General features: G+C 73.9%; 21 protein-coding genes. 10 read left to right on the top strand and 11 right to left on the bottom strand.

Annotated elements, in window-relative coordinates:
- Nucleotides 1-53 precede the first annotated feature (53 nt).
- Nucleotides 54-647, top strand: coding sequence for a sigma-70 family RNA polymerase sigma factor (locus tag ACFC1X_RS25085; protein ID WP_376357159.1), 594 nt, complete (start codon nt 54-56; stop codon nt 645-647).
- On the top strand, nt 644-1,987 hold the full coding sequence (locus ACFC1X_RS25080; RefSeq protein ID WP_376357157.1) for a zf-HC2 domain-containing protein: 1,344 nt from the start codon (nt 644-646) through the stop codon (nt 1,985-1,987). Before ACFC1X_RS25085 ends, ACFC1X_RS25080 begins: the two co-directional genes overlap by 4 nt.
- Nucleotides 1,988-2,109: 122 nt before the next feature.
- On the opposite strand, the gene ACFC1X_RS25075 is transcribed toward ACFC1X_RS25080, so the two are convergent.
- On the bottom strand, nt 2,110-3,882 hold the full coding sequence (locus tag ACFC1X_RS25075) for a putative Ig domain-containing protein (protein WP_376357155.1): 1,773 nt from the start codon (nt 3,880-3,882) through the stop codon (nt 2,110-2,112).
- A gap of 284 nt (nt 3,883-4,166) precedes the next feature.
- Between ACFC1X_RS25075 and ACFC1X_RS25070 the strand changes: the two genes are divergently transcribed.
- A complete protein-coding gene (locus ACFC1X_RS25070; RefSeq protein WP_376357153.1) occupies nt 4,167-7,001 on the top strand; it encodes a LuxR C-terminal-related transcriptional regulator in 2,835 nt (944 codons plus the stop codon).
- Nucleotides 7,002-7,042: 41 nt separating this feature from the next.
- On the top strand, nt 7,043-7,939 hold the full coding sequence (locus tag ACFC1X_RS25065; RefSeq protein ID WP_376357318.1) for a glutaminase: 897 nt from the start codon (nt 7,043-7,045) through the stop codon (nt 7,937-7,939).
- An 8-nt stretch (nt 7,940-7,947) separates the two neighbouring features.
- On the opposite strand, the gene purU is transcribed toward ACFC1X_RS25065, so the two are convergent.
- Together purU and ACFC1X_RS25055 are read right to left on the bottom strand one after the other, a co-directional pair.
- Nucleotides 7,948-8,841, bottom strand: coding sequence for a formyltetrahydrofolate deformylase (gene purU / locus ACFC1X_RS25060; protein ID WP_234957146.1), 894 nt, complete (start codon nt 8,839-8,841; stop codon nt 7,948-7,950).
- 82 nt (nt 8,842-8,923) lie between these two features.
- Nucleotides 8,924-9,424 (bottom strand): hypothetical protein, encoded by a 501-nt coding sequence (locus tag ACFC1X_RS25055; protein ID WP_234957145.1) that lies wholly within the window; start codon nt 9,422-9,424, stop codon nt 8,924-8,926.
- A 117-nt stretch (nt 9,425-9,541) separates the two neighbouring features.
- Between ACFC1X_RS25055 and ACFC1X_RS25050 the strand changes: the two genes are divergently transcribed.
- Nucleotides 9,542-10,858 (top strand): ABC transporter substrate-binding protein, encoded by a 1,317-nt coding sequence (locus ACFC1X_RS25050; protein ID WP_376357150.1) that lies wholly within the window; start codon nt 9,542-9,544, stop codon nt 10,856-10,858.
- Between the two features lie 30 nt (nt 10,859-10,888).
- Here ACFC1X_RS25050 and ACFC1X_RS25045 read toward each other — a convergent pair whose 3' ends face one another.
- Complete coding sequence (locus tag ACFC1X_RS25045) at nt 10,889-12,637, bottom strand: hypothetical protein (protein WP_376357148.1); 1,749 nt, start codon at nt 12,635-12,637, stop codon at nt 10,889-10,891.
- A 201-nt stretch (nt 12,638-12,838) separates the two neighbouring features.
- Nucleotides 12,839-14,224, bottom strand: coding sequence for a transcriptional regulator (locus tag ACFC1X_RS25040; RefSeq protein WP_376357146.1), 1,386 nt, complete (start codon nt 14,222-14,224; stop codon nt 12,839-12,841).
- A 312-nt stretch (nt 14,225-14,536) separates the two neighbouring features.
- Here ACFC1X_RS25040 and ACFC1X_RS25035 point away from each other — a divergent pair, with 312 nt between their 5' ends.
- From ACFC1X_RS25035 to ACFC1X_RS25025, 3 genes are all read left to right on the top strand, one after another.
- A complete protein-coding gene (locus ACFC1X_RS25035; protein ID WP_376357144.1) occupies nt 14,537-15,190 on the top strand; it encodes a bifunctional DNA primase/polymerase in 654 nt (217 codons plus the stop codon).
- A gap of 129 nt (nt 15,191-15,319) precedes the next feature.
- Nucleotides 15,320-16,096, top strand: coding sequence for an ABC transporter ATP-binding protein (locus ACFC1X_RS25030; protein ID WP_376357143.1), 777 nt, complete (start codon nt 15,320-15,322; stop codon nt 16,094-16,096).
- Nucleotides 16,093-17,733 (top strand): transporter, encoded by a 1,641-nt coding sequence (locus ACFC1X_RS25025; RefSeq protein WP_376357141.1) that lies wholly within the window; start codon nt 16,093-16,095, stop codon nt 17,731-17,733. The genes ACFC1X_RS25030 and ACFC1X_RS25025 overlap by 4 nt, the downstream gene beginning before the upstream one ends.
- 22 nt (nt 17,734-17,755) lie before the next feature.
- Here the strand turns inward: ACFC1X_RS25025 and ACFC1X_RS25020 are convergent, their stop codons facing one another.
- Together ACFC1X_RS25020 and ACFC1X_RS25015 are read right to left on the bottom strand one after the other, a co-directional pair.
- The gene (locus ACFC1X_RS25020) at nt 17,756-18,625 is read right to left on the bottom strand and encodes an alpha/beta fold hydrolase (protein WP_376357139.1); all 870 of its coding nucleotides are present in this window, start codon (nt 18,623-18,625) and stop codon (nt 17,756-17,758) included.
- 481 nt (nt 18,626-19,106) lie between these two features.
- A complete protein-coding gene (locus ACFC1X_RS25015; RefSeq protein ID WP_376357137.1) occupies nt 19,107-19,799 on the bottom strand; it encodes a metal-dependent transcriptional regulator in 693 nt (230 codons plus the stop codon).
- A gap of 200 nt (nt 19,800-19,999) precedes the next feature.
- Here ACFC1X_RS25015 and ACFC1X_RS25010 point away from each other — a divergent pair, with 200 nt between their 5' ends.
- Nucleotides 20,000-20,755, top strand: coding sequence for an SIS domain-containing protein (locus tag ACFC1X_RS25010; RefSeq protein ID WP_376357135.1), 756 nt, complete (start codon nt 20,000-20,002; stop codon nt 20,753-20,755).
- A 22-nt stretch (nt 20,756-20,777) separates the two neighbouring features.
- Here ACFC1X_RS25010 and ACFC1X_RS25005 read toward each other — a convergent pair whose 3' ends face one another.
- From ACFC1X_RS25005 to ACFC1X_RS24995, 3 genes are all read right to left on the bottom strand, one after another.
- Complete coding sequence (locus ACFC1X_RS25005) at nt 20,778-22,238, bottom strand: PAS domain-containing protein (protein WP_376357133.1); 1,461 nt, start codon at nt 22,236-22,238, stop codon at nt 20,778-20,780.
- Between the two features lie 94 nt (nt 22,239-22,332).
- Entirely contained in the window at nt 22,333-23,199 is an 867-nt protein-coding gene (locus ACFC1X_RS25000; RefSeq protein ID WP_376357132.1) for a GNAT family N-acetyltransferase, read from the bottom strand.
- A gap of 331 nt (nt 23,200-23,530) precedes the next feature.
- Nucleotides 23,531-24,631 carry a citrate synthase 2 gene (locus ACFC1X_RS24995; RefSeq protein WP_376357130.1) on the bottom strand — a complete coding sequence of 367 codons (1,101 nt, stop codon included), beginning with the start codon at nt 24,629-24,631 and terminating at the stop codon, nt 23,531-23,533.
- A gap of 241 nt (nt 24,632-24,872) precedes the next feature.
- Between ACFC1X_RS24995 and pdxH the strand changes: the two genes are divergently transcribed.
- Nucleotides 24,873-25,550, top strand: coding sequence for a pyridoxamine 5'-phosphate oxidase (pdxH, locus tag ACFC1X_RS24990; RefSeq protein WP_376357128.1), 678 nt, complete (start codon nt 24,873-24,875; stop codon nt 25,548-25,550).
- A gap of 9 nt (nt 25,551-25,559) precedes the next feature.
- On the opposite strand, the gene ACFC1X_RS24985 is transcribed toward pdxH, so the two are convergent.
- Nucleotides 25,560-26,120 carry a hypothetical protein gene (locus ACFC1X_RS24985; protein ID WP_376357126.1) on the bottom strand — a complete coding sequence of 187 codons (561 nt, stop codon included), beginning with the start codon at nt 26,118-26,120 and terminating at the stop codon, nt 25,560-25,562.

The raw sequence follows: 26,120 nt of genomic DNA, 5'->3' as shown, positions 1-26,120 counted from the left end.
GGAGAGAACGGCCGCAGGCTGGACGGCGGAGGGAAGAGGGGGTGGAGGGCCGCATGGCGAAGAGGGACGTACCGATGCGCTGGGACCGCAAGATGCAGCAGCGACTCGCCCGCGGCGAGGCCGCCGCCCTGGGCGAGCTGTACGACCGGTTCGCCTCGCTCGTGCACGGTCTGGCGCACCGCGTGCTCGACGACGAGCGCGCCGCCGACCGCATCACACGCGACGTCTTCGCCCACGTCTGGGAGCACCCCGACGCCTACGACCCCCGGCAGGGGCCGCTGCGCACCTGGGTGGCCACCCTCACCCACCGTTTCGCCGTCCAGCGGCTGCGTGCCACCGAGACGGCCGCCCTCGCCCGCGGGGGCCCGGGCACCGCCGAGGAGCTGGAGCTCAAGGTGCGCCACGCCTCGGTCGCCGCCCGCGCCGACTACATCGTCCAGTCCATGCCGGCCCCGCTGCGCGCCGCCCTGGAGCTGGCCTACTTCCAGCGCCGCGACTACCGCCAGACCGCCGCCGACCTCGGCGTCACGGAGGACGAGGCCCGCCGCCGCCTGCGCCTGGGCCTCCAGCTCCTGTCCACCGCCCGCGACGCGGCCACCGCCCCGCAGTCACCCGGCGCTCCGCCGGGATACGGGGGTGCGGCATGACGGCCCACGACGAGAACGACGAGAACGACGAGGACACCGCCGCGGGCGTGTCCGGCGGTCCCGGCGGCTCCGGCGACCTCGGCGTCCCCGGTGGTGCTAGCGGGATCGGTGGGACCGGGGTGCCCGGTGGTTCCGGTGGTTCCGGTGAGGGGGACGGCGGTGGGCCGCGGATACCGTTGCCCCGGGTTTCCGTCGAGGACGGCGGCCGGGCGCTGCCCGATGTGGTGCCGGCCGTGCTGGAGCATCACGTGCTGACGTCGCTGCTCGGGGCGTGGGCCCTGGCCGCCTGCTCGCCCGAGGAGGCGGCGGCCGTCGAGGAGCACATCGGGGACTGCGCCGCCTGCGCCGACGAGGCCCTGCGGCTGCGCGAGGCCGTCACGCTGCTCCAGCGCCCGGAGAGCCTCGACCTGGACCCCGCCCTGCGCACCCGCGTCCTGGACGGCTGCCTGGAGCGGCGCCCGCCGCGCATCCCGGTGCCCGAGTGGGCCACCCCGTACGACGCCGAGACCGCACGGCTGGACGCGCTGCTCCAGGACATCGGGGACGCCGACTGGCACACGCCGGTCCGGCTGCGCTGGTTCGAGGCCGACGGCCCCGCGAGCCGCCGCACCACCGTCGCCGGGGTCCTCGCCCACCTGCTGACGGTGGACGGCACGGTCGCCGTCACCCTGGGCCTCGCCGACCCGATGGGCGACGTCACCGCGCCCAGCAGCGCGCCGGCCGCCCGCACCGAGGCGTACTGGCGGGCCTCGCACTACCCGCCCACCCGCCTGGTGCGAGCGCCCTGGCGGGAGCAGAGCCACGGCATCGTGCGGACCGTGTCGTTCACCGGGGACGCGGGCGGGATGCCGGTCTCGTACGGCGACTTCGAGCTGCCCCTGCGGGACGCGATGCTGGACCGGGCGTTCGAGTGCTGGGTCCACGCGGAGGACATCGCCGAGGCGGTGGACTATCCGTACGAGCCGCCCGCCGCGCGCCATCTCAACCGCATGATCGACCTCGCGGCGCGGATGCTGCCGGGTGCGCTGGCGGCCCGGCGCCGGGCCGGTCTGGCCACGCCCGGCGTCCGCCCGCACCTGGTGCCCGCCGGGGAGCCCGGACGCAGCCTGCGGCTGGAGATCGAGGGCTCGGGCGGCGGTGAGTGGTTCATCCCGCTCGACTCCCCCGGCGCGGTGGGCTCCGCCGATCACGAGGTGGCCCATGTCGCCCTGGACGGTGTGGAGTTCTGCCGGCTGGCGGCGGGCCATGTGCCTCCGGCGGATGCGGCGGCTGGGCAGTTGGGGGATCGGGAGGCGATCAGGGACGTGCTGTTCGCTGCGGCTAGCTTGAGCAGGATGTAGGGGTGGGTTGCCGGTTCGTTGGCGGGTGCGGGTGCGTGGGTGGTTGCTCGCGCCGTTCCCCGCGCCCCTTTGGGTGCGCTCAGTGAACGCGTCTTCAGGGGCGCGGGGACGTCGGTGCGACTTCAGAACCAGACGGTGAAGGTGACCGTCACCGACGCCTGCTTTCCGGTCGCGTCCGTGAGCTTCAGGGTCGCGTTGTGGAAGCCCCAGCCGGTCGGGGTGCCGGAGATGACGCCCGTGTCCGGGGCGTTTCTCAGGCCGGCCGGGAGGCCCGTCGCGGTGAAGGTGTACGGGGCGGTGCCGCCGGTCGCCCGCAGGGGCAGGCTGACCGGGCGGCCGGCGTAGACGTCCTGGTCGCCGGGGTCGGCCAGTTCGGGGGTGCCGGTGCCCGGGGTGGTCACCGTCCACGTGAAGCCGGTGGAGCCCTTCCTGCCCGCCGAGTCGGTCGCCGTGACGGTGACGCCGCTGGTGCCAGCCGTGGTCGGGGTGCCCGAGACGGTGCCGGTGGCCGACGCGATGGACAGGCCCGCGGGCAGACCGGTGGCCGACCAGGTGTAGGGGGCGGTGCCGCCCTCGGCGCCGTTGCGCAGTTCGACCGGGGTGCCGGTGACACTGTTCTGGGCCGAGACCGCGGCCACGGTCACCTCACCGGGCTGCGGGGTGGCGGTGACCAGGGACGCGTCGAAGCGGGTGAGGGCCTCGTTCACCGGCTGGAAGATCGTGTACTTCTCACCGCTCCCGCTGGAACAGGTCGCGCTGCCGCCGCCCGAGTGCAGGCCGACCGCCTTCCCGCCGGTCGCGGCGACGTACGCGCCGCCGGAGTCCCCGCCGGCCGAGCAGGCGTCGGAGTACGACAGGCCGTCGATGACGACGTTGCCGTAGTCCACGCTCTGGTTGACCCTGGTCACCTCGCCGCACCGCAGGCCGGTGGTCTGCCCGGAGTGGCAGATGGCGGTGCCGACGACGGCCTCGGCCGAGCCGGTGACGGTTATGTCGCCCTTGCCCCACCCGGCGACCTTCGGGGAGAGGGCCCAGCCGGACTGGTCGACGTCCACGATGCCCATGTCGCCCTCGCGGGCGTTGACGCTGCCGGTGCCGCCCTTGTTCGACGTGCCCACCCGGGACCCGTCCTTGCCGTACGCGGGCTGGTTCACGTCGTTGGTGCAGTGCCCGGCGGTCAGGTACGCCTTGCCGCCGTTCTCACGGGTGACGGCGAAGCCGATCGAGCACGGGCTCTCACTGCCCGGCACCCACTTCTCGCCGCCCGTCACGTCGCCGCCCTGCTGGCGGGGCGCGTCGTGGGACTCGACCACCCGCACCAGGTCGCCCAGACCGGCCAGCCGCTCGCGCAACGCGGCGGTCCCGGCGGTGGAACGGGACGGGTCCACGGTGACCTCGACCCGGTTGGCGCGTACGTCGGGCCCCCAGGACAGCAGCCCCGGAACACCCCGCGCCCATCGGTCGACGGTGCGTGCGGTGCCCGCCAACTCGGCGCGGGAGTGGCGGACTTCGTGCGGCACCGCGCCCGACCGGCGGACGGCGGCGGCGTCGCCCGCGGAGGTGACGGCGGCGTGCAGGCGGCCGTCGGCCGCGTCGAACCACATCCCGGCGACACGGTCGCCGACCGAGCCGCGGACGGCGGTGGCGACGCCGGCCGCCCGCGTCTCCTGCGCGAGTCGCGCGTCGACGCCGTCGGAGGAGAGCCCGAGGTCGCGTTGCATCGCCGCCCGGAGGTCTGCGGAGGCGCCGGGAGGGGCCGCGGGGCCGGTGGGGTCGGGTCCGGCGGCCAGGGCAGGTGTCTGCACGCAGGCCAGGCCGGCCAGGAGGGCCGCGGCGACGAGCCCGGCCGGCACGGCGCGGTTGACGTTGGGGTTGGGGGTGGGGCCAGCACGCATGGGGGGAGGGTCCTTTCGGGAGCGTGAGGCCGCCGGGGACCGGTCGTCACCGGCGGGCTGGTGCGTCCCGGGAGGACGTGCGGGGAGAGGTGCTGCGGGTCGCTGCCCGGGACGGCCCACAGCGTCACCGCCCCGAGCCGCGGGCGGTATCCGGGAAGACCCTTGCCTCGCACGGTGCGCATAGCGGACGGCGGATGGCGTCCTGTCAGGGAGATCCCTTGCACTGCTCCCGTCCCGCACAGCGGCGTTGTCCGCTGCCGTACGGAGGTTCTACCGTGCCCGGTGTGAAGGGATCGACGGGCGTCGGCATCGCGGAGCACCTGGCCGGGGACAGGTGGGCCGCGCTGGTCCGCACCGCCCTCGGACTGCTCGAACGCCACGGTCGGCTGGCCGTGGCCGGTCCTTGGGGCGCGGGCAAGAGCACGCTGCTGGACGCCCTTTCGGCCCATGCCCCGACCCTGACCCCGACCCCGGACTTCCCGGGCGGGCGGCGGCTCCTGCGCGTCCACGCCCAGGAGGGCGACGAGGACGTCCCATACGGGGCACTGGCGCAGCTGCTCGGCCCGGGCGATGCCCGGTTCCCCGTCACGGCCTGGGCCGCCGGCGACCGGCTCCCGGCCCGCCTCGCCCTGGCGGAACTGCTGTCCGGCGGAGGGCCGGTGCTGCTGCTCGTCGACGGCGCCCAGTGGGTGGATCCGGCGAGCGCGGACGTACTCGGCCACTGCGCCCGCACCCTGCCCGCGGAGCGGCTGGCCGTCGTCGCCGCCGAACGCACCGCGGGCCACCCGGCGACCGCGGCCCGGCTGCTCGGCGACCATCCGCCCGTCGTCCGCGTACCCGAGGCCGACCTCGGCGAGACCGCCGCGGCCCTGCACCGGCTCGGGCTGCCCGCCCGCTGGGCGGCGCCGGTGCACCGGTACTGCGGAGGCCACCGGGCCCTGCTCGGCACCTGCTACCGGGCGCTCGCCGAGGCCGCGGGCCTCCCCGGCACCGCCGCCGACCGCGCCGCGCCCGCCCCGGACACGGCCCACGGCCGGGCCGACCGAGCCGGCCTCCCCGGGCGGCCCCGGCAGGTCCGCGACCTGGCCACCGCCTGGCTGGCCACCGTCCCGGCGGGCGTCCGGGCCACCCTCCAGGCCGCCGCGCTGGCCCGGCACCCGGACGCCGACGTGCTGCGCCAGGCCGGTCTGCCCGACGCCGAGGACCACCTCGGACACGCCGCACGCGCCGGCCTGCTCACCCCCGGAAGGGACGCGCCGGACGCCGCTCCCGTACGGGCCCGGTTCGCCGCCGAAGCCCTCGCCGAGGCCGCCGCGGCCACCGCGAGCGCCGCGGAGCGCCGCCGGATCCACGCGGCGCTCGCCGACGCCGTACGCGACCCGGTCGAGCGCGCCCGGCACCGGGCCCTCGCCCGCGACACGGCCGACCAGGCGACCGCCGAGGACACCGCCCGGGCCGCGGCGCTCGCCCGGCAGAGCGGAGAACGCCCGCTCGCCGCCGAGCTGATGATGCTGGCCGCCCGGCTCACCCCGGCCGACCGGCCGGAGCTCCGGCTGAACCGGCTCGCCGACGCCGTGGCGGACGCGGCCGCCGCCGGCGACGTGAACCTGGCCCGGCAGGCCGCCGACCGGATGGCCGAGGACCGCGGCAGCCCCGCCCAACAGGTGCGCGCCCTGCTGGCCGTGGCCGACGCCCACGGCCAGGACCTCGCCGAGACGGAGCCCCTGCTCGCCGCCGCCCGCCGCACCGCCGCCGGGGATCCGGCCCTCCTCGCCGCCGTCGAACTGCGCACCGCCGTCCAGGTCAACATCGGCGGCCCGGACCCGGCCCTCGCCCTGCGCCACGCAGACGCCGCCACCGAACTCGCCAGGGCCGGCGGCGACCTGCCCCTGGAGGCCGCCGCCCTGACCATGACCGCCCGGATGGAGCGCGTCCTGGGCCGCCTCGACGCGGCGCCCGCGACCCTCGCGGCGGCGCTGGCGCTGGGCGTGCCGCCGCCGAGGATCGGCATCCGCAACAGCCCCGAGTACCTCGCGGCCCGGCACGCCGTGTTCGACGGCCGCCTCGCCCGGGCCCGCCAGGCGCTGATCGCCCTGCTCCCGGCCGCGCAGGCCGCCGGGGAGGCCGAGGACCTGGTCGACATCTGGCGCAGCCTCGCCGAGGTCGACACCGGGCTCGGCTCCTGCGCCCGTGCCCTGGACTGGTCGGACCGCGCGGTCCGCCTCACCGCCTCCGCCGGACTGTCCCCGGGGCCCGCCTGGTACTCCGCCGCCCTGGCCCACAGCTGCGGCGGAACCTTTCCGCAGGCCCTGCGGTACGCGGCCCAGGGAGTGCATGCGTCCCGGCAGGAGCACGACACCCTGCACACCACACGGAGCCTGTGGATCCTCGGCGCCGTCCACCTGCACACCGGCCGGGTCGAGCAGGCCGCGGACGTCCTGGCCGAAGTCGCCGAACTGGAGGCCCGTACCGGGGCCGCCGACCCCGCCGTCCTGCGCTGGCAGGGCGATGCCGTCGAGGCGTTCGCCGCCGCCGGCCGGACCGAACGCGCCCGCGCCCTGCTGGACCGCATGCAGGACACCGTCGGCCCGCACACCGGACACGCGGTGCTCCGCGCGTCGCTGACCAGGGCGCGCGCACTCTGCCATCAGCTGGACGGCGACACGGAGGACGCGATGGAGCTGCTGGGCGACGCCGCCCGCGGATTCGCCCGGCTCGGTCTGCGCGTCGAGGAGGGCCGTACCCACCTGGCCCGCGGCCGGATCGAGCGCCGCCGCCGACGCGCCGCCGCGGCCCGCACCGCCTGGGAATCGGCCCGGGCCCGGTTCGAGACGGCGGAGGCGCACCCCTGGACGGAACTCACCGACGACCACCTCTCCCACCTCGCGGGTCACCCGCCCACCGCGCACGGCACGCCACGCCCACCGGGCACAGCACCGGAACTGACCACGAGCGAGAGGCGCCTGGCCGCGCTGGTCCGGGCGGGCGCCACCAACCAGCAGGCGGCCCAGCAGATGTTCGTCTCGGTCAAGACCGTCGAGACGACGCTCAGCCGCATCTACCGCAAACTGGGCGTCCGGTCCCGCACCCAGCTCACCGCCGCGCTGACGGACCGGTGATCCCGCTGACCGCCCGGACCCACGAGGGCCGCTTCGCGACCGTGCTGGACGACATCGCCCTGCGGACGGCGGAGCTGCGGGACCGCGGCAGACCGGCCGCGTACATCCCCCTGCTCGCCGAGGCCGATCCGCGGCACTTCGGGATGGCCGTGGCCGAGGTGGACGGCCCGGTCTACGGCGTCGGCGACTGGCGGCGGCCCTTCTCGACGCAGTCCCTCACCAAGGTCTTCAGTCTGGCCCTGGCCCTGTCACTGGAGGGCGAGAGCCTGTGGCGCGGGGTCGGACGCGAGCCGTCGGGCAACCCGTTCAACTCCCTGGTGCAGTTGGAGTACGAGGACGGCATCCCCCGCAACCCCTTCATCAACGCCGGTGCCCTGGTCGTCACCGACCGCCTCCAGCAGCTGACCGGGAACGCCGCGGAACGCGTCCGGGACCTGCTGCGCACCGAGAGCGGCAACCCGGCCGTCGACTTCGTCCCCGAGGTCGCCGCCTGCGAGGAGGCGCACGGCGACCGCAACGCCGCGCTGGCGCACTTCATCTCCTCCTACGGAAACCTCACCACCCGGGTTCCCGAGCTGCTCACCGCGTACTTCCGGCAGTGCTCCATCGCCGCGTCCTGCGCGGATCTCGCCCTGGGCGCCGGCTTCCTCGCACAGCGCGGCGCCCGCCGCGACGGCTCGCCCTTCCTGACCCGCAGCCAGGCCAAGCAGGTCAACGCCGTCATGCTCACGTGCGGTACGTACGACGCGGCCGGCGAGTTCGCCTACCGGGTGGGGCTGCCGGGCAAGAGCGGTGTCGGCGGCGGGATCATCGCCATCGTGCCCGGCGTCTGCACCCTGTGCGTGTGGAGCCCCGGACTCGACCGGCACGGCAACTCCGTGGCGGGCATGGCGGCACTCGACCTGTTCACCACGCTCACCGGGCTCTCCGTCTTCTAGGCGAGCTTCTAGGCGAAGACGACCGTCCGGCGGCCGTTGAGGAGGATCCTGCGCTCCGCGTGCCACTTCACGGCCCGCGCCAGCGCCTGGCACTCCACGTCCCGGCCCACCGCGACCAGCTGGTCCGGCGTGACGTCGTGGCCGACCCGCTCGACCTCCTGCTCGATGATCGGCCCCTCGTCGAGGTCGGCCGTCACATAGTGCGCGGTCGCGCCGATCAGCTTCACGCCCCGCGCGTGCGCCTGGTGGTACGGCTTCGCGCCCTTGAAGCTCGGCAGGAAGGAGTGGTGGATGTTGATGATCCGGCCGCTGAGCTGCTTGCACAGGTCGTCGGAGAGGACCTGCATGTAGCGGGCCAGCACGACGAGTTCGACGTTCTCCTCGCGCACGATCTCCAGAACCCGGGCCTCGGCCTCCGCCTTGGTGTCCTTCGTCACGGGAATGTGGTGGAAGGGGATGTCATAGGACCCCACCAGCTCCGCGAAATCGGTGTGATTGGACACCACCGCCGCGATCTCCACCGGCAGCGCCCCGATCCGGGCCCGGAACAGCAGGTCGTTCAGGCAGTGCCCGAACCTGCTGACCATGAGCACGATGCGCATCTTCTCGTCGGCCCGGTTGATCTGCCAGTCCATGTGGAAGGCGTCGCCGATCGCCGTGAAGCTGGCGCGCAGCTTGTCCACGGTCACCGGGGCGTCGGCCGAGAAGTGGACCCGCATGAAGAACAGACCCGTGTCGTGGTCGCCGAACTGCTGGCTGTCCTCGATGTTGCAGCCGGTCATGAACAGGTAGCTCGACACGGCGTGCACGATGCCCTGCTTGTCGGGGCAGGACAGGGTGAGGACGTACTGGTCGGCCGGGACGGCGGCCGAGGGCACGGCGGCGGAGGACTGCTCGTTCATGCAGGACAGGGTCCCATATCCGGCCCACCGGCCCGAGCGCCGTCCCGCCAGGCGGACCGCCCCCGGACCGCCCCGGACCGCCTCAGACCGCCCGCGTCATGATCTGCAGCAGCTCCAGCGAGCGCGGCTCGGTCTCCGGGTCCTCGCCGTCACTGGCGGCCAGCCGCACGTGCGCGTCGCGCGCGGCCCGCACCGCCTCCGGCCAGTCCGGGTGGTCGAGGTAGGCGTTCACCGCCGCGTCCGGTCCCACCTGGTGCATGATCCGCAGGACCCGCAGCACGGCGGTGTCCACCAGCGCCGCCTCCTGGGAGTCGCGGAAGACCGTGCCGACGTACTTCTCGGCGGACCAGTGGTCCAGCCAGGTGTCCTCGACCAGCCGGTACACCGCGTCGGTGACGTCGCCGTAGCCGTCGATCCCGGCCAGCCAGACGTCCCGCTGGAAGGCGGGCGCGGAGAGCATGTGCAGCGCGGAGCGCACCTGACTGCGCCAGCGCCACCACGGCATGTCGTTGAGTGGCATGCCGCCCATGGTGGAGGAGCGACGGCCGCGACGGGAAGACTTCTCCGAACCTTGCACGGTCATCGATCGTACGTTCCTCTTCACGGGCGCCCCACCGGCCCCCGCAATTCACCTCCGCGTCACCACGCGTTGACCGCAGGTCACTTCCAGGTTAGCCGCGTGACGGAATCGTGCGGGTACATGACCGGCAGGCGACCCATCCGCAGCGCACACCCCGGCGGCCTCCGCCGCCGCTTCCGGGCCACCCGCACCGGCGTCCTGTCCGCGGGCGCGCTGGTGGCGTGCGCGTCGTTGGCCGCCGGCTGCGGGGTCGTCCCCGGTGCCACGGGGGGCTCCGGGGACGACCCGATCACGGTGATGACCTGGGCGCCGCAGGACACCGGCGCGACCAACAAACCCGGCATGCCCGCCCTCGCCCAGGCCTACGCCCGCTGGATCAACGACCGGGGCGGCCTCGACGGCCGCAAGCTCAACGTGCTGACCTGCAACGACCACAACGACAGCGTGACCGCCGCGAAGTGCGCGCGCCGCGCCGTCAAGGAGAACGTGGTCGCCGTCGTCGGCTCCTACAGCCAGCACGCCGACTCCTTCTTCCCCGTGCTTGAGGGCGCCGGCATCCCGTACATCGGCGGCTACGGCATCACGAACACGGAGTTCACCAGTCCACTGTCGTACCCGGTCAACGGAGGACAGCCCGCGCTGCTGGCCGGCCTCGGCAGCGCGCTGGCCGACGCCTGCGGGCCGGTCACGCTGGTGCGCCCCGACACGATCGCCGGCGACCAGCTGCCGGTGCTGCTCGACTCGGGCCTGACCTCGGGCGGGCACGAGCGGGCCCAGGACCAGCGGGCGGCGGAGGACGCCACGGAGTACGACGGCCAGTCCCAGCGGGCGCTGGAGCGGACGGCCACCGGCTCCGCGGACCCGGGATGCGTGGTGCCCGTCCTCGGAGACCGCACCGGCACCTTCATGGACTCCTTCCGCCGGGCCCGCGAGGACCACCCCGAGGTACGCACCGCGACCGTGCTCGGCAGCGTCGACCAGAGCACGATCAACGCGAGCGGCGGGCCGTCCGGGCCCTACGAGGGGGCGTACGTCACCGGCTGGTACCCGTCGGTGAGCGACCCCGCCTGGAGCGGGATGAAGAAGGTGATCAAGGAGGAGGCGTTCGGCGACAACGACGTCGACGCGGCGGACGCCGGGGTGCAGACCACCTGGATCGCGTACACCGTGCTCAGCGAGATCGTCGAGTCGCTCGGCGACGGCGAGGTGAGCGCCAACTCCGTCCGGCGCGCCCTCGACGGCGGGCTGAAGGTCGGCACGGGCGGGCTCACGCCGTCCCTCCAGTGGACCTTCGCCGACAAACTGGCCTCCGTCGGCTTCCCGCGCCTGGTCAACGCCGAGGTCACCCTCCAGGTCGTGCGGGAGGGCCGCCTGGTCTCGGCCCGCCAGGGGGCCGTGGACACCACCCGCGTCCTGCAGAACGCCGACGTGACCTGAGCGGGCCGGGGGTCCGGCCCGCCCGCCGGGTCACAGCTGGGTCGGTCCGCGCTCCGTCAGGCCGTACTGCTTGGCGATCTTGTTCCACAGCGCCGCGGCCTTGGCCTTCTCCTTGCTCGCCGTGCCGCTGTCCCGGTTCCCGGCCTGCGTGTGGCTGGTGGTGCGGGCCGTGCCCTTCTTGCAGCCCTTCTTGCCGGCCGTCTGGTCGGCCCAGGCCGCGTAGTGGTTGTCGGCGGACGCCGAGGCCTGCCACGCCTTGTTGAGGGCGGTGGTCAGCTCGGTGTGCCCGGGCAGCTTGTCCACGGACAGCTTGGAGAGGCTCTCGACCAGTCCGGCGCGCTGCTTGGCGGCCTCGCGCAGGTCCTTGGCCGCCTTGGGCAGGTTGTCGCAGGACTTCACGTCGCCGACGGCGTTGATCACGGTGGTCCGGCCGGTGCCGCTCTCGGCGAGCAGCTTGTCCAGCTCCACGGCCTGCTGCCGGACCGGGTCGGCGGAGGCCGGGGCGGAGGCCGACGCGGACTCGGAGGCCGGGGCGGTGGCGGAGACCGGCTGGTTCTCGGTCTTCTCGTCGTCGCCTCCCCCGCCGGCCATCATCGCGCCGGCGCCGACCCCGACGACGGCGATGGCCACGCCGACGGCCGCGATGAGCGGCAGCCGTGAGCCGCCACGGCCGCCACCGTCGTTGCCGCGCCGCCTGCCACCGCCACCGCCGCCGCCCGGGCCCTGGGGGGCGTACATCGACTGGCCGGCGGCGTGGTGCGGCTGCGGCTCGTCGAAGCGGGGCATCTGCTGCGTGGCGGAGGCCGGGCCGTCGGCGCCCGGGGCGCTGCGGAAGAGGTTGTCGAACTCGGCGGGCGGCTGCCGGCCCTCGTCACCGCCGGGCGCGGCGCCGTAGGGGGCACCGGCGGGGCCGCCGGGCACGGGCGCGATGTACTGCGTGGCCTGGGCGTCGGGGTGGGCGGCGGGAGCGGGCTGGTGTCCGGCCGCGGGCTGCGCGGGGTACTGCGGTGCGCGGCCGAGGAACTGCGTCGACTCGGCCTGCGACTGCGTGGGTCTCTCCGGCGGCAGCGCCCCCGGCCCCACGGGCGGTATGTGCGGTATGTACTGCGTGGCGCCCTCGTCGGCGGATGCGGCGACCGGCGGTATGAACTGGGTCGCGCCCTCGTCGGCGGGCGGCAGCGGCGGGAACGCCTGGCCCTGGTGGGGCTGCGGCTGCGGCTGCGGTTCGGGCTGCTGGTGGGCCTGCGGCTGCGCGTACGGCGGCTGTGCGCCGTAGGACCGGTCGCCGTAGGACTGATTCCCGTAGGACTGGTCGCCGTAGGACTGCTCGCCGTAGGACCGGCCGTCGGCCGGTGTGCCGTACGCCGGGGGCTGCGCGCCCTCCGGGGGCAGCGGGCCGGGGCCGGCGCCGGTCGGGGGCGGCAGGGCCCCGTGCGCCTGCGGCTGCGCCGGTCCGGGCTGTGCGGGCGGCCAGGCGTGCGGCTCCGAGGGCTGCGCGGGCGGCTGGGGGGCCTGCTGCTCCGGGGTGCCCCAGGGCTGGGCGTCGGGCGGGGTGGACCAGCCCTGGCCGGAGTGCGGGCTCTGCTGCTCGGGGCCCCAGGGGCGGTCCCACGCCTGGCCGCCGGGTGGCGCCGAGGCGGGCACGGGTCCGCCGGCCGACGGGCCGACGGAGCCGCCGGTCATGCCGGGCAGCAAGGGCTCGCCACCGTCCGAGGGCAGCACGATGCCTTCGTGCGCTTGCCGCGCCGAGGGCTCCTCGCCCTGTCCACTCTGCGTCACCGGGACTCCTACGAATGGGGGACCTTCGGAATCGTCGGCTCACGCTACCGGGTCCCCCGAGCCCACTGCCACGCCGCATGGGGCGTCAACTCTTTCCCTGTGACGGCAGTAACAAAACCGGGCCGCGGCACGCTGTTCATGTTCCTTCGCGATCACCACGCCGTTGTTTCACGCGTGTTCACGCGTCCGCGGCCCGTCCGTTCACGCGGCGGCCTGCAGATCCAGCCGCGCCCCGAACTCCCTGACCACGGCTTCCTCCCGGTAGGGCTCCAACCGCGCCTGGAAGTCCTCCAGGTACTCGGCGCCCCGGTTGGAGCGCAGCGTCTCCAGGATCTCCACGGCCTTCGTCGCCGTGTTGCAGGCCTGTTCGATCTCGCGCTGCTGCACCTGCGCCGTGGCCAAGAGCACATGGCCGATGGCCCGCCTGCGCGCCCGCGACTCGGGGTGGCCGTCCAGGGACTGCCGCGCGTACCGCGCCGCCGCGTCGGCCTGGCCGAGATCCCGGTGACAGTGCGCCAACTCGTCGGCCAGGTACGCCTCGTCGAAGTGCCTGATCCACACCGGGTCGTCGCCGGACGCCGGATCGGCCGCCTCCATCGCGCCGACCGCCCGCCCGGCCGCCTCGTGGGCCGACCGTACGTCGCCCAGGAGCGCGTGCCCGCGGGCCTCGGCGGCGTGGAACATCGACTCCGCGCGGGGCGTCACCCGGCCGCGCGCGCCCTCCTGCGCCGCCCGCGCCAACTGCGCGATCTCACGCGGGTTTCCGAGCTGCGCGGCCAGGTGGCTCATGGACGCGGCCAGCACGTAGCCGCCGTAGCCGCGGTCGCCGGCCGCCTGGGCGAGCCGCAGCGACTGGATGTAGTACCGCTGGGCGAGGCCCGGCTGGCCGGTGTCGACGGCCATGTATCCGGCCAGCTCGGTCAACCGGGCGACAGTGGCGAACAGTTCGCGCCCGACCGCCTCCCGGTAGGAGCCCGCCAGCAGCCCGGAGACCACGCTGTTCAGGTAGTGCACGAGCACCGGCCGGACGTGTCCGCTGCCGTACTGGTGGTCCAGGTCCACCAGCGCCTGCGTCATCGCCCGCACGGCCGCCACGTCGGACTGCCCCACCCGCGGCCCGGCCGAGCGCGACACCTGCGAGTCGGGGGCGGAAATCAGCCAGTCCCGGCTGGGTTCTACGAGCGCGGAGGCGGCGACGGACGAACCGGACAGGAAGTCCCGGCGCCCCACGTCGCTGCGCCACAGCTCGCAGACCTGCTCGATGGCTCCCAGTACCGTCGGCGAGAACTGGAGGCCGACGCCGGACGCGAGGTTCTTGCCGTTGGCCATGCCGATCTCGTCGATCGTGACCGTGCGGCCGAGCTTGCGGCCGAGCGCCTCGGCGATGATCGCCGGTGCCCGGCCCCGCGGTTGCTGTCCGCGCAGCCAGCGGGCCACCGAGGTCTTGTCGTAGCGCAGGTCGAGACCGTGCTCGACCCCGCACACGTTGACCCGGCGGGCGAGGCCCGCGTTCGAGCAGCCCGCTTCCTGAATGAGCGCCTGCAGTCGTTCGTTCGGCTGCCGCGCGACGAGAGGCCTTGCGGCCATGGCGTAACCCCCATGCGGTCTCTTGCGGTCTCGATGCTGTCCCGGCGGATCGTGGGACGGAACGGATCCGGCCGTGAAGATCAATGCCCAGTCGATGTGCCGACAATGCGAGACTTGCGAAGCTTGCAATGCTTACGAGGATTGCCGGGGTAACGGACGGTGCCGGCCCCAGACGTGGCTACCCAGCTCCCGCGGCGAATCCTCCTGCGCGCCCCCACGTATGCGCCCATGCGCCCCGGATGCGGAATCGATGCTCCTCCCCCGCGCACTCGACCCCCGTAACCCGGGGTGAACACGGGAGTTGTGTTCCACGTGGAAGAGACCATCCAGGGCACCGAAGCCGCCCAGATCCCGCAGCAGCGCGGCACATCGCTGCTGGAGACCGCCGTTCGCTACGCCGAGGAGCGCCACTGGGACGTGTTTCCCGGTACCTGGCTGGTGGCCGCCGACGGGGTGCAGCACTGCTCCTGCGCGGACCCGGCGTGCGCCGCCCCGGGGGCGCACCCGGCGCGCGAGGACTGGGCGGCGCAGGCGACGGGCAGCGCGACCGTGGCCCGCCGGATGTGGCAGAAGCAGCCGACGGCGTCGATCCTGCTGCCCACGGGGCGGACGTTCGACGCGGTCGACGTGCCGGAGACGGCGGGGTTCCTGGCGCTGGCCCGGATGGAGCGGATGGAGCTGACGCTCGGGCCGGTGACGCTGACGCCGGACCGGCGGATGCGGTTCTTTGTTCTTCCGGGTGCGGGGGTGAAGGTGCCGGACCTTGTGCGGCGGTTGGGGTGGGCGCCCCGGGTTCTTGATCTGGGGGTGCTCGGGGAGGGGGCGTATGTGGCTGCGCCGCCTACGCGGGTGGGGACGTGGGGGGCGGTGCAGTGGGCCTGCCGGCCGACGCATGCGAATCGGTGGTTGCCGGATGTGGAGGAGTTGGTGTCGCCGTTGGCGTATGCGTGCGGGCGGGATCGTTAGGGGCGCCTGTTCGTCTGCCGGGTTGCTGTGATCTGGCGGCTGACGGCTCGTCGTGGTTGATCGCGCAGTTCCCCGCGCCCCTTTCGGGGCGCTCATCCCCCGTAGGGTTCGAAGCCGACGGAGGGAGTTGTGGTGAGTGACAGTGCTGTGCGGGTGCGGGGGCTCTGGAAGCGGTTTGGGCAGCAGGTTGCCGTGGGTGGGATCGATCTGGAGTTGCCCGCGGGGAAGTTCATCGGGCTGGTCGGGCCGAACGGGGCCGGGAAGACCACCACTCTCTCCATGGTGACCGGGCTGCTGCGGCCCGATCAGGGGTCGGTCGAGGTGGTCGGGCACGACGTGTGGCGCGATCCGGTCGAGGTCAAGGCCCGGATCGGGGTGCTGCCCGAGGGGCTGCGGCTGTTCGAACGGCTGTCGGGGCGGGAACTGCTCGGCTACACCGGCCGGTTGCGCGGACTCCCCGGCGACGAGGTCGACAAGCGGGCCACGCAGTTGCTGGACGTGCTCGACCTGACCGGCGCCCAGCACAAGCTGGTCGTCGACTACTCGACCGGCATGCGGAAGAAGATCGGGCTCGCCGCAGCCCTGCTGCACAACCCGGAAGTGCTCTTCCTGGACGAGCCGTTCGAGGGCGTCGACCCGGTCTCCGCGCAGACCATCCGGGGCGTCCTGGAGCGCTACACCGCCTCCGGCGCCACCGTCGTCTTCTCCTCCCACGTGATGGAGCTGGTGGAGTCGCTGTGCGACTGGGTGGCCGTCATGGCCGCCGGCCGTATCCGCGCCACCGGCACGCTCGCCGAGGTGCGCGGCGAGGCGGCCTCGTTGCAGCAGGCGTTCCTCGAACTCGTCGGCGCCGGGGGCCGGGACGCCGGTTCCGACCTGGACTGGCTGGGCGGCGGGTCCCGATGAACACGGAGACCCCGCTCGTCACGCCCGGCACGTCCGCTCCGCCGGCCGCGCCCGCCTCCGTCACCGCCGTCTTCGTGCGGCTGAAACTGTCCCTGCTGCGCAACGGACTGCGGCAGTCCGGCGGACGGCGGGCCGCGTACATCGCGTCGGCCGTCGTCGTCCTGCTCTTCGCCGCGCTCCAGCTGATCGGCCTGATCGCGCTGCGCGGGCACGCGCACGTGGAGTCGCTGGTCGTCCTGCTGGCGGCCGTACTGGGGCTGGGCTGGGCGGTGATGCCGCTGTTCTTCCCGGGCGGCGACGAGACCCTCGACCCGACCCGGCTGGTGATGCTGCCGCTGCGGCCCCGACCGCTGGTCCGGGCCCTGCTCACGTCGTCGCTGGTGGGCATCGGGCCGCTGTTCACGCTGTGCATGTTCGCCGGGTCCGTGGCCGCGGTCGCGCACGGCGGGGCGGCGTACGCCGTCGGCGTCGTGGCGGCGGTGCTCGCGCTGCTGGTGTGCGTGACCCTGGCGCGGGCCGTCGCCGCGGCCAACGTACGGCTGCTGACCAGCCGCAAGGGGCGCGACCTGGCGGTGCTGAGCGGCCTGGTCGTCGCCGTCGGCGCGCAGCTCGTCAACTTCGGCGCGCAGCGGCTGGGTTCCTCCGGGCTCGAACAGCTCGACCCGGCGGCCGACGTGCTGCGCTGGGTGCCGCCCGCGTCGGCGATCGGCGCGATGGACGCGGCGAGCGACGGCGCGTACGGCACCGCCCTCGCCCAGCTCGCGCTGACCGCGGCGGCCCTGGTGCTGCTGCTGTGGGTGTGGGCGCGCCATCTGACGCGGCTGATGACCACGCCGGACGGCTCCACGCTCCAGAGCGACACCCGGCCGGTGCGCGAGCGCGGCTCGTCGGGGCTCGCCCGGCTGCTGCCCGCGGGCCGCACCGGTACGACGATGGAGCGCACGCTGCGTTACGTGTGGCGCGACCCCAAGACCAAGGCGGCCTGGGTGACCTCGCTGGCCATCGGCCTGATCGTGCCGGTGTTCAACGCCTGGCAGGGCACCGGCTCGGTGTATTTCGCCTGCTTCGCCGCGGGGATGCTCGGCATCCAGATGTACAACCAGTTCGGACAGGACACGTCCGCGTTCTGGATGGTCGCGATGACGATCTCGTCGACCCGGGACGCCTACGTCGAGCTGCGGGCCCGCGCGCTGGCGCTGCTGCTGATCACCCTGCCGTACGCCACCCTCGTGACCGTCCTGACCACGGCGATGCTCGACGACTGGCCCGCCCTGCCCGAGACGCTGGGGCTGTCCTTCGCGCTGCTCGGCGCGATGCTGGCGACCGGCGCGTGGACGTCGGCGCGCTTCCCGTACTCCATCCCGCAGGAGGGGTACAAGAACGTCGCCCCCGGTCAGATCGGGCTGGCCTGGATCTCGATCTTCGGCGGCATGGTGGGCGCGGCCCTGCTGTGCGCGCCCGTGATCGCGCTGACCATCTGGCTGAACGTGAGCGAGGGCGCCGCGGACCTCGGTTGGCTGCTGCTGCCGGTGGGGACGGTGTACGGCGGAGCGCTGACTCTGCTCGGGCTGCGGCTGGCGGCACCGCGCACGGCGGAGCGGCTGCCGGAGATCCTCACGGCGGTCAGCAAGGGGTGACGGTCCCGCGGGGGGGCGGAGGTCAGCTCAGCCTGAGCGTGTCCAGGAACGGCTCGATGGCCGCCCGCCACGCCTCCGGCTGGTCGTAGTGGACGAGGTGGCCGGCGTCGGCGACCTCCGCGTACTGGCCGCCGGGCAGCACGCGGACCATCTCCTGGGCCTCGGCGCGGCCCAGCTCGCCGTCGAGGCCGCGCACCACGAGGGTCGGGCAGCGCACCTGCGCCAGCTCCTCCCAGTGGGCGTCGTAGACCCAGGTCTCGCGGGTCCTGAGCATCTGCTGCGGTTCGAAGACGGGGCGCCAGCCGTCCGGGGACTCGGCCATCACCTCGGCGTAGAACTCGCCGCGGGCCTGGTTGGGCCGCTCCACCCACGGGTCGTCCTCGCCGAACCACTTGCGGACGTCGGCGAGCGTGGCGAAGGGGACCGGCCAGGCGCGGAACCACTCGGTCCAGGTGTGCTGCGAGGCCGTGCCGAGGGCGGAGGCCCGCATGTCGCAGATGATCAGGCCGCGGACCAGGTCGGGGCGTTTGGCGGCGAGCTGCCAGGCGGTCAGCGCGCCCATGGCGTGGCCGATCAGGACGGCCGGGCCGAGGCCGAGCTGCTCCAGGGCGGCCTCGACGTCGTCGACGTAGGCCTCCCGGGTGTAGGAGCCGTGCGGGGGCTTGTCGCTGCGGCCGTGACCGCGCTGGTCGAGGGCGACGGCCCGGTGGCGGGCGGAGAGCCAGCGGGCCGTGGGGGCCCAGTGCGAGGCGCGGCCCATCAGGCCGTGCAGTAAGAGCACGCCGGGCTGGTCACCTGTGCCGTGCGTCCCGTTGGTCTTGGGAGGGTCGCCGAACTCCCAAGCCGCGAGGCGTACGCCGCCCGCGCCGGTTACGTCGATGCGCCGCGCCATTGGTCCTGGCACCCCCAAGCTCCGCTCGGAACCGTGTCCTGCCTGCCGTGCCTTGCTGTACCTGTCCGCAGAGTATCGAATGCCTATTCGAAAGAGGCGTCTTGCCCAGCAACACCCCTCATTCGAGTGACACCCCGCGGGGATTGATCGCCGCTGCTCAGGGGAGATCTTCAACGGGAGGCGGGCCGCTCGGGGAAAACGGTCCGTGGGGATTGACCCTGAGAGCTCGGGGCTCCGGGTCAGCACAGGGGAGGACAGGCCCCGGCGCCACACGGCGCCGGGGCCCTCTCCGTCTCTCCGGCACGTCCCGCCCCCTCCCCGACCGGGCGACATCGCTGTCACGCGCGGCCAAGAACCCCCTACGTCATATGCCTCACGGCACAGCCTCGCACGCGAAGCGTCCGGGCGCTGCGATTCGGCGCACTGGAACGCGAAACGACGGGATCCGTGCGCCCGCGCACTCCCCCCGCGCCCGGCGGGCTCAGCGCTTGGCGACGAACACGTGGGAGGCGGTGTCCGCCTCCAGCTCGGCGGCCTCGCCACCACTGCCCACCAGCACACCACCCGCCGACTCGGTCACGCTCACCACCGAACCGGGCTGCACACCCGCCCGGCGCAGCGTGTACATCAGCTGCGCGTCCGTCTGGATCGGCTCACCGATACGGCGCACGACGACCGTCTTGCCCTCCATCCCCGGGTCGAGGTCGGCCAGCGAGACCATGCCCTCGTCCAGGAACGGATCGGCGCCGTCCGCCTCGCCCAGCTCCTCCAGGCCCGGGATCGGGTTCCCGTACGGCGACTCGGTCGGGTGGCGCAGCAGCTCCAGCACGCGCCGCTCGACGGCCTCGCTCATCACGTGCTCCCAGCGACACGCCTCGGCGTGCACCTGCTCCCACTCCAGGCCGATCACGTCGACGAGCAGGCACTCGGCGAGCCGGTGCTTGCGCATCACGCGCGTCGCCAGCCGCCGGCCCTCGTCGGTCAGCTCCAGATGCCGGTCGGCCGCCACGGACACCAGACCGTCGCGCTCCATCCGCGCCACCGTCTGACTGACCGTCGGACCGCTCTGATCGAGCCGCTCGGCGATCCGGGCGCGCATCGGGACCACACCTTCCTCCTCCAGCTCCAGGATGGTGCGGAGGTACATCTCCGTGGTGTCGATCAGTCCGGACATACGTGCCCCTTGATGAGATTGCCGGAGGCCGCGGCCACCGGCGCGTGCGCTGGCCCTGCATTCAATTCTGACGCATACCACTGACAACCGTGCCTCGCGGTGCGAAGCCGGGCCCGCGCGGCCCCGCCACGCCGTATTGACACCGCACTGGTCCAGACCGCACCGTGATCCGCGACACAGGCACACCGAAGGGGTCCCGCATGAGCGACCGCAAGCCGGCCGGGCAGTTCCTCGACGCGGCGATCGACCTCCTGCGACGCGTCCGCGACGAGGAGGCGGACAGCGTCGAGGCGGCCGGCACGCTCCTCGCCGACACCGTCCAGCACGGCGGCCGGCTCTTCGCCTTCGGCGCCGGTCACTCCTCCCTCGCCGCCCAGGACGTCGTCTACCGCGCCGGCGGACTCGCCCTGATGAACCTGCTCACCGTGCCCGGCGTCGTCGGCGTCGACGTGATGCCGGCCACGCTCGGCTCCGCCCTGGAACGCGTCGACGGCCTCGCCAGTGCCGTACTGGACTCCTCCCCGCTCCGCGAGGGCGACGCCCTGGTGATCGTCTCCCTGTCCGGCCGCAACGCCCTGCCCGTCGAGATGGCCATGAACGCCCGCGCCCTCGGCGTCCGCACCATCGGCGTGACCTCGGTGGCGTACGCGTCCGAGACGACCTCCCGGCACAGCTCCGGCACCTTCCTCAAGGACCACTGCGACATCGTGCTCGACTCCAAGATCGCCGTCGGGGACGCGGAACTCACCCTCGACACCGTCCCGGCGCCCTTCGCACCCGCCTCCACGGTCGTCACCAGCGCCCTCATGCAGGCCATGATGGCCACGGCGGCCGGCGCCCTCGCCGACCGCGGCATCGAACCGCCGCTGCTGCGCTCGGGCAACGTGGACGGCGGCCACGACTGGAACGGGCGCGTCCTCGACCAGTACCGGGACCGGATCTTCTACCGGCGCTGAGCCGGCCCGCGCGGGCACCCCGCTACCGCTTCTCCACCGCACCGGCCAGATCCAGCGCGGACGCGATCCGGACGGCCACGTCCTCCGCGTACATCGCGTCGGACCGCTCGAAGGCGCTCCGCCCCGCGCCCCGCAGGAACGTCACCACGCCCAGCGTCCGGCCCCGGCTGCGCAGCACCGCGCACAGGCCGTGCACCGTGTCCGCCGGCCACTGCCGGGCCACCGCCCAGTCCCGCACCTTCTCGGGCGGCAGCGCCCGCGCACCGGCGCTCGCCCGCACCGAGCCCGCCCGCTCCACACAGCTCACGGCCGGATGCCCCTCGCCGTAGCGCACCGGCATCCCGGCCGTCCCCGACGGCAGGCTCGGACCCGGCGCACCGGACGGGGTGGCCGCCACCCGCACCAGCCGGACCGGCACCGCCGCGTCGGTGTCCACGGCCCCGCCCGCCAGCCGGTCGATCAGCGCGTGATCGGCGAAACCGGCGAGCGCGAAGTCCAGGTGGACCACCGCCGCCTCCGCCGCGTCCTCGCACTCCGCCGCCGTCCGCGCCGCCCGGTGCAGCTGATTGGCCCGGAACCGCAGCAGCGCCGCCTCCTGCTCGGCCTGCTTGGCCTCGGTGATGTCCTGGAACAGCCAGCCCACGCCCAGCGGCACCGGCTCCTCCGCCAGCGGCGACGCCAGCCGCACGAACCCGCTGCGCCAGCACCGGCGCCGCTCCCCCTCCGGCGTCCGCAGCCCCACCCACACCTCGGCGGGTCCGGGCGGCGCGCCCTCCGCCAGGACGTGCGTCAGCGCGTTCTCCAGATCCTCCACGCCCTGGACGAGCAGATCGCCGAGCGGCCGCCCCAGCACCGAGGTGCGCCCGGCACCCAGCGCGCGTGCCGCGTGCGCGTTGACCACGGCGGGGCGCAGATCCGCGTCCACCAGGACGACACCCCAGCTCGCGTCCTCCAGCAGCGCCTCGCTCAGCGCGATGGACCGCTCCAGATCGATCTGCGCGTGCACCTCGCTGAACGCGCAGTACACCCCCGCGGGCTTCCCGTCGGCGCCGCGCACCGCCGCCGACTGGGTGCGCACCAGCACCCGCCCGCCGTCCTTGGTCAGCAGCGCGAACTCGTGCACCTGCCGCCCCGGCGCCCGCATCGCGGACAGCAGCCGGTCCTCCACCTCACCGGCGTCCGCGCTGCGCACGGCCCATCCGGCGAAGCCCTGCCGCCCCACGGCCTCGGCCGCGCTCCAGCCCAGGATCCGCTCCGCCTCGCGGTTCCAGTGGGTGACCACGCCGTCCGCGTCGAAGGCGCACAGGGCCGCGTCCATCCCGTCGAGGAGCGCGGCCAACAGGTCCGCGCCGTCCCGCTCGGGCTGCTCCGGCTCGTCCGGCCCCAGCTCGTCGGTGGTCCCACTACGCCGGGAAGCACTCACCTGGACCCCCTGCAGGCTGCGTCCGCCGTACGGTACGTCGGTTCGCTCACTGGCCTTCATTCAACTCGAACGTGATGCAGCACACACCGAGTTCCCGCAAGATTGCAGAAATCGTTGTACTGCGGAAACTCGGCATACGCCCCCGTCATGACGGTCATGACGCGGGGTCGGCGAGTCTCAGATCGACCCACTCGTCGCGCTCGCCGTCGAGGACGTACCGCTCCCGTTCCACGAACCCACGCCCCGCGGCGAACCGCAACCCGTCGGCGTTCGCCGCCAGCACCACGGTCTCCACCGCCCGCGCGCCGAGCCCCCGCGCGTGCGCGAGACCCGCCTCGTAGAGCGCGGTACCGATGCCGCGCCCCCGGAACGCGGGCAGCACCCGCGCGATCACGGTCGCCACCCGCCCCTCGCCCCCGGGCGGACGCACCGTGGAGCAGCCGACGAGCGTGTCCCCGAGGTAGGCGTTCTCCAGCCGGTACCGCCGCGCGCGCTCGCGCGCCTCGTCCGGGGTCATCGCGGCGGGCGGCACGATCTCGTTGTGGACGTACCGCCACTCCTGGACCATCGCGTCCCCGTCGACGGCCGCGATCCGCAGCCCGGCGCCGGGACCGACCGGCGCGCGCCGCGCGTCCACCTCGATCTCGATCCGCATCCGGTCGTCCGCGAGCCCGCACACCATCATCGTCGCGGCCGGCCGCACCTCCCCGAACGCCTCCCTCAGCACGGGCCAGCACGGCTCGAAGTCCTCCCGCGCGGGCAGCAGGTACCGCACCCGCACCACGTCCGCGAACGTGCACCCCGCCTCGGCCAGCGCCGCCCCGACGTTCCGCAGACACTGCCCCGCCTGCTCCACCACGTCCTCGGAGATGGTCATCGCCGCGTAGTCGAACCCGGTCGTCCCGGACACGTGCACCCGGTCCCCGTCGACGACGGCCCGCGCGTACCCGATCCGCTCCTCGAACACCGAACCACTGCCTATCGCCCGCCTCACCGACGGCTCCCCCTGTCGCTTCGTCATGGGCGGAACGGTAGGTGACCAGCGAAGACGCGTCCATGGGTGATCGACAGGGAATCGACTCGAAAAACCGATTGATCGAGGCGCCACTCGTTCCTAGTGTGGGCCCCACACCGAAAGGAGGTGATCCGGAGAATGTATGACAACCGGACGCGTGAGGTGGCTGCGGGCTAGCGGCCCGTCACCACATCCTGTGCGGTGCCGGACCAGCGTGTGCGAGATACACGCAGCCGGCCAAACCATCGCAGTCACCCGACCCGCGAGTCGCCGGTACGTCCGGCCGGCTCCTCCGCTGGAGGAACCAGACTCGCGGGTCGCTGCGTTTTCGGGGCGGTCAGGTCGTGAGGGTGTCGGAGCCTTCGATGGTGTGCGGGTCGCGGGGGCCCGGGCCGACGTAGCGGGCGGAGGGGCGGACCAGGCGGCCGGTGCGCTTCTGTTCGAGGATGTGGGCGGACCAGCCGGCCGTGCGGGCGCAGGTGAACATCGAGGTGAACATGTGGGCCGGGACCTCGGCGAAGTCCAGCATGATGGCGGCCCAGAACTCGACGTTGGTGGCCAGGACGCGGTCGGGGCGGCGGGCGTGGAGTTCGGCGAGGGCGGCCTTCTCCAGGGCCTCGGCGACCTCGTAGCGCGGGGCGCCCAGTTCGCGGGCGGTGCGGCGCAGGACGCGGGCGCGGGGGTCCTCGGCGCGGTAGACGCGGTGGCCGAAGCCCATGAGGCGTTCGCCCGCGTCGAGGGTCTTCTTGACGTACGCCTCGGCGTCGCCGGTGCGCTCGATCTCCTCGATCATGCCGAGGACGCGGGAGGGGGCGCCGCCGTGCAGCGGGCCCGACATGGCCCCCACGGCGCCGGAGAGGGCGGCGGCCACGTCGGCGCCGGTGGAGGCGATGACGCGGGCGGTGAAGGTGGAGGCGTTCATGCCGTGCTCGGCGGCGGAGGTCCAGTAGGCGTCGACGGCGGCGACGTGCTTGGGGTCGGGCTCGCCGCGCCAGCGGATCATGAAGCGTTCGACGACGGACTGGGCCTTGTCGATCTCGCGCTGCGGGACCATGGGCAGGCCCTGGCCGCGGGCCGACTGGGCGACGTAGGAGAGGGCCATCACGGCGGCGCGGGCGAGGTCGGCGCGGGCCTGCTCGGCGTCGATGTCCAGGAGGGGTTTGAGGCCCCAGACCGGCGCGAGCATGGCGAGCGCGGACTGGACGTCCACGCGGATGTCGCCGGAGTGGACCGGGATGGGGAAGGGCTCGGCGGGCGGCAGGCCGGGGTTGAAGGCGCCGTCGACGAGCAGGCCCCAGACGTTCCCGTAGGACACGTGCCCGACCAGGTCCTCGATGTCGACGCCGCGGTAGCGGAGGGCGCCGCCCTCCTTGTCGGGTTCGGCGATCTCCGTCTCGAACGCGACGACTCCCTCTAGCCCGGGTACGAAGTCGGACATCAGGCGGCTCCTCGTGACGTAGATGTGTGGTGACCGACCCGTCGGCTTCATCGGGTCCACCGGATCCACGGTCGCGCGCACGACTCGCGGTCCTCGTTCTGCGGTCACCCCTGTGATGGCCCCGTACGGCCGTTCGTCCAACCGCGCCGGGACCAGCACGATATCTCCGAGTGTCAACCGCGGGGAGGGGTTGCGGCACTCAGTGCCAGTCAGTGACGAAGGACACCGCGGATACGGCAGGATGGCCGGTGTGACCGACCGCGATGCCGTCCCCTTCGATCTCGCCTCGATGCGCAAGCAGTACCGGGCCGAGGGGCTTGCCGAGTCCGAGCTGGCCGCCGGCCCCGTCGAGCAGTTCGCGCGCTGGTTCAAGCAGGCCGCCATGGAGGGCGGCCTGTTCGAGCCGAACGCGATGGTCGTCTCCACCGCCGACGCCGAGGGGCGGCCCAGCTCCCGCACGGTGCTGCTGAAGCACTTCGACGAGCAGGGCTTCGTCTTCTACACCAACTACGGCTCCCGCAAGGGCCGCGAGCTGGGCTCGAACCCGTACGTCTCGCTGCTGTTCCCCTGGCATCCGATGGCCCGGCAGGTGATCGTGACGGGGGTGGCGCGGCGTACCGGGCGGGACGAGACCGCCGCGTACTTCCGGACCCGGCCGCACGGCTCCCAGCTGGGGGCCTGGGCCAGCGCGCAGTCGTCGGTGGTGGCGGGCCGGGACGAGCTGGACGCCGCGTACGCCGGGCTGGCGGAGCGCTACCCGCGGGGCGAGCAGGTGCCGGTGCCGCCGCACTGGGGCGGCTTCCGAGTGGCACCGCGGGAGGTCGAGTTCTGGCAGGGGCGGGAGAACCGGCTGCACGACCGGCTGCGGTACGTGGCCGAGGCGGACGGGAGCTGGCGGGTGGAGCGGCTCAGTCCGTGACCGGCCGGCCTAGAGCTTGCCCCAGACGTACGCCGTGCGGTGGCCGTCCAGGAGGGCGGTGACGCGGGCGCGGAAGGCGTCGGTGAGGTCGGGCCAGTTCCAGAACTCGAAGCCGAGGTGGCCGAGGGCGAGTGGTGCCTCGTCCCAGGTCCAGTGCTGGACGGGGGCGGCCGTGGCGCAGGCCGGGCAGTGGACCGCCGCCGCGCCCGTCTCGTGCCAGGTCCGCATGGCGGTGTCGAAGCGCTGCCACTGCGGGCCGTCGTCCAGCGCGGTGGGGATGCCGCAGTGCGGGCACAGGGCCGCGCCGGGCAGGTCGGCGCCGCTGGTGAAGCCGGTGCGCCGGGTGTGGACGGCGAGTCCGTCCGAGGGCGCGAAGTCCCAGTCGTCGGTCACCGCGCGCTCCCAGTGCGGGCCGGGCGGGTGGCCCAGGGGCTGCCCGGGGACGCAGGGGGTGCGCTCGGCGAGGACGACGCCCTCCGCGACGAGCAGGTCCAGCACGCGCCGGGCCAGCGGTTCGGCGTCGCTCGCGTCGGCGTCGAGGTCGACGACGACCTGGAACCGGTCCCCCAT

This window comes from Streptomyces sp. NPDC056128 (genome assembly GCF_042263835.1).
Classification (GTDB): Bacteria; Actinomycetota; Actinomycetes; order Streptomycetales; family Streptomycetaceae; genus Streptomyces.
This window is presented reverse-complemented; position numbering and strand designations above follow the sequence as displayed.

What these genes read in the sequence shown, in the direction of transcription:
- ACFC1X_RS24995 (WP_376357130.1), bottom strand. Translation starts at nt 24,631, where the DNA reads ATGTCCGACTTCGTACCCGGGCTAGAGGGAGTCGTCGCGTTCGAGACG.
- purU (WP_234957146.1), bottom strand. Translation starts at nt 8,841, where the DNA reads ATGAACGAGCAGTCCTCCGCCGCCGTGCCCTCGGCCGCCGTCCCGGCC.
- ACFC1X_RS24985 (WP_376357126.1), bottom strand. Translation starts at nt 26,120, where the DNA reads ATGGGGGACCGGTTCCAGGTCGTCGTCGACCTCGACGCCGACGCGAGC.
- ACFC1X_RS25015 (WP_376357137.1), bottom strand. Translation starts at nt 19,799, where the DNA reads ATGTCCGGACTGATCGACACCACGGAGATGTACCTCCGCACCATCCTG.
- ACFC1X_RS25000 (WP_376357132.1), bottom strand. Translation starts at nt 23,199, where the DNA reads ATGACGAAGCGACAGGGGGAGCCGTCGGTGAGGCGGGCGATAGGCAGT.
- ACFC1X_RS25080 (WP_376357157.1), top strand. Translation starts at nt 644, where the DNA reads ATGACGGCCCACGACGAGAACGACGAGAACGACGAGGACACCGCCGCG.
- ACFC1X_RS25025 (WP_376357141.1), top strand. Translation starts at nt 16,093, where the DNA reads ATGAACACGGAGACCCCGCTCGTCACGCCCGGCACGTCCGCTCCGCCG.
- ACFC1X_RS25085 (WP_376357159.1), top strand. Translation starts at nt 54, where the DNA reads ATGGCGAAGAGGGACGTACCGATGCGCTGGGACCGCAAGATGCAGCAG.
- ACFC1X_RS25020 (WP_376357139.1), bottom strand. Translation starts at nt 18,625, where the DNA reads ATGGCGCGGCGCATCGACGTAACCGGCGCGGGCGGCGTACGCCTCGCG.
- ACFC1X_RS25055 (WP_234957145.1), bottom strand. Translation starts at nt 9,424, where the DNA reads ATGACCGTGCAAGGTTCGGAGAAGTCTTCCCGTCGCGGCCGTCGCTCC.
- ACFC1X_RS25050 (WP_376357150.1), top strand. Translation starts at nt 9,542, where the DNA reads ATGACCGGCAGGCGACCCATCCGCAGCGCACACCCCGGCGGCCTCCGC.
- ACFC1X_RS25005 (WP_376357133.1), bottom strand. Translation starts at nt 22,238, where the DNA reads ATGAAGGCCAGTGAGCGAACCGACGTACCGTACGGCGGACGCAGCCTG.
- ACFC1X_RS25040 (WP_376357146.1), bottom strand. Translation starts at nt 14,224, where the DNA reads ATGGCCGCAAGGCCTCTCGTCGCGCGGCAGCCGAACGAACGACTGCAG.
- ACFC1X_RS25075 (WP_376357155.1), bottom strand. Translation starts at nt 3,882, where the DNA reads ATGCGTGCTGGCCCCACCCCCAACCCCAACGTCAACCGCGCCGTGCCG.
- ACFC1X_RS25010 (WP_376357135.1), top strand. Translation starts at nt 20,000, where the DNA reads ATGAGCGACCGCAAGCCGGCCGGGCAGTTCCTCGACGCGGCGATCGAC.
- pdxH (WP_376357128.1), top strand. Translation starts at nt 24,873, where the DNA reads ATGGCCGGTGTGACCGACCGCGATGCCGTCCCCTTCGATCTCGCCTCG.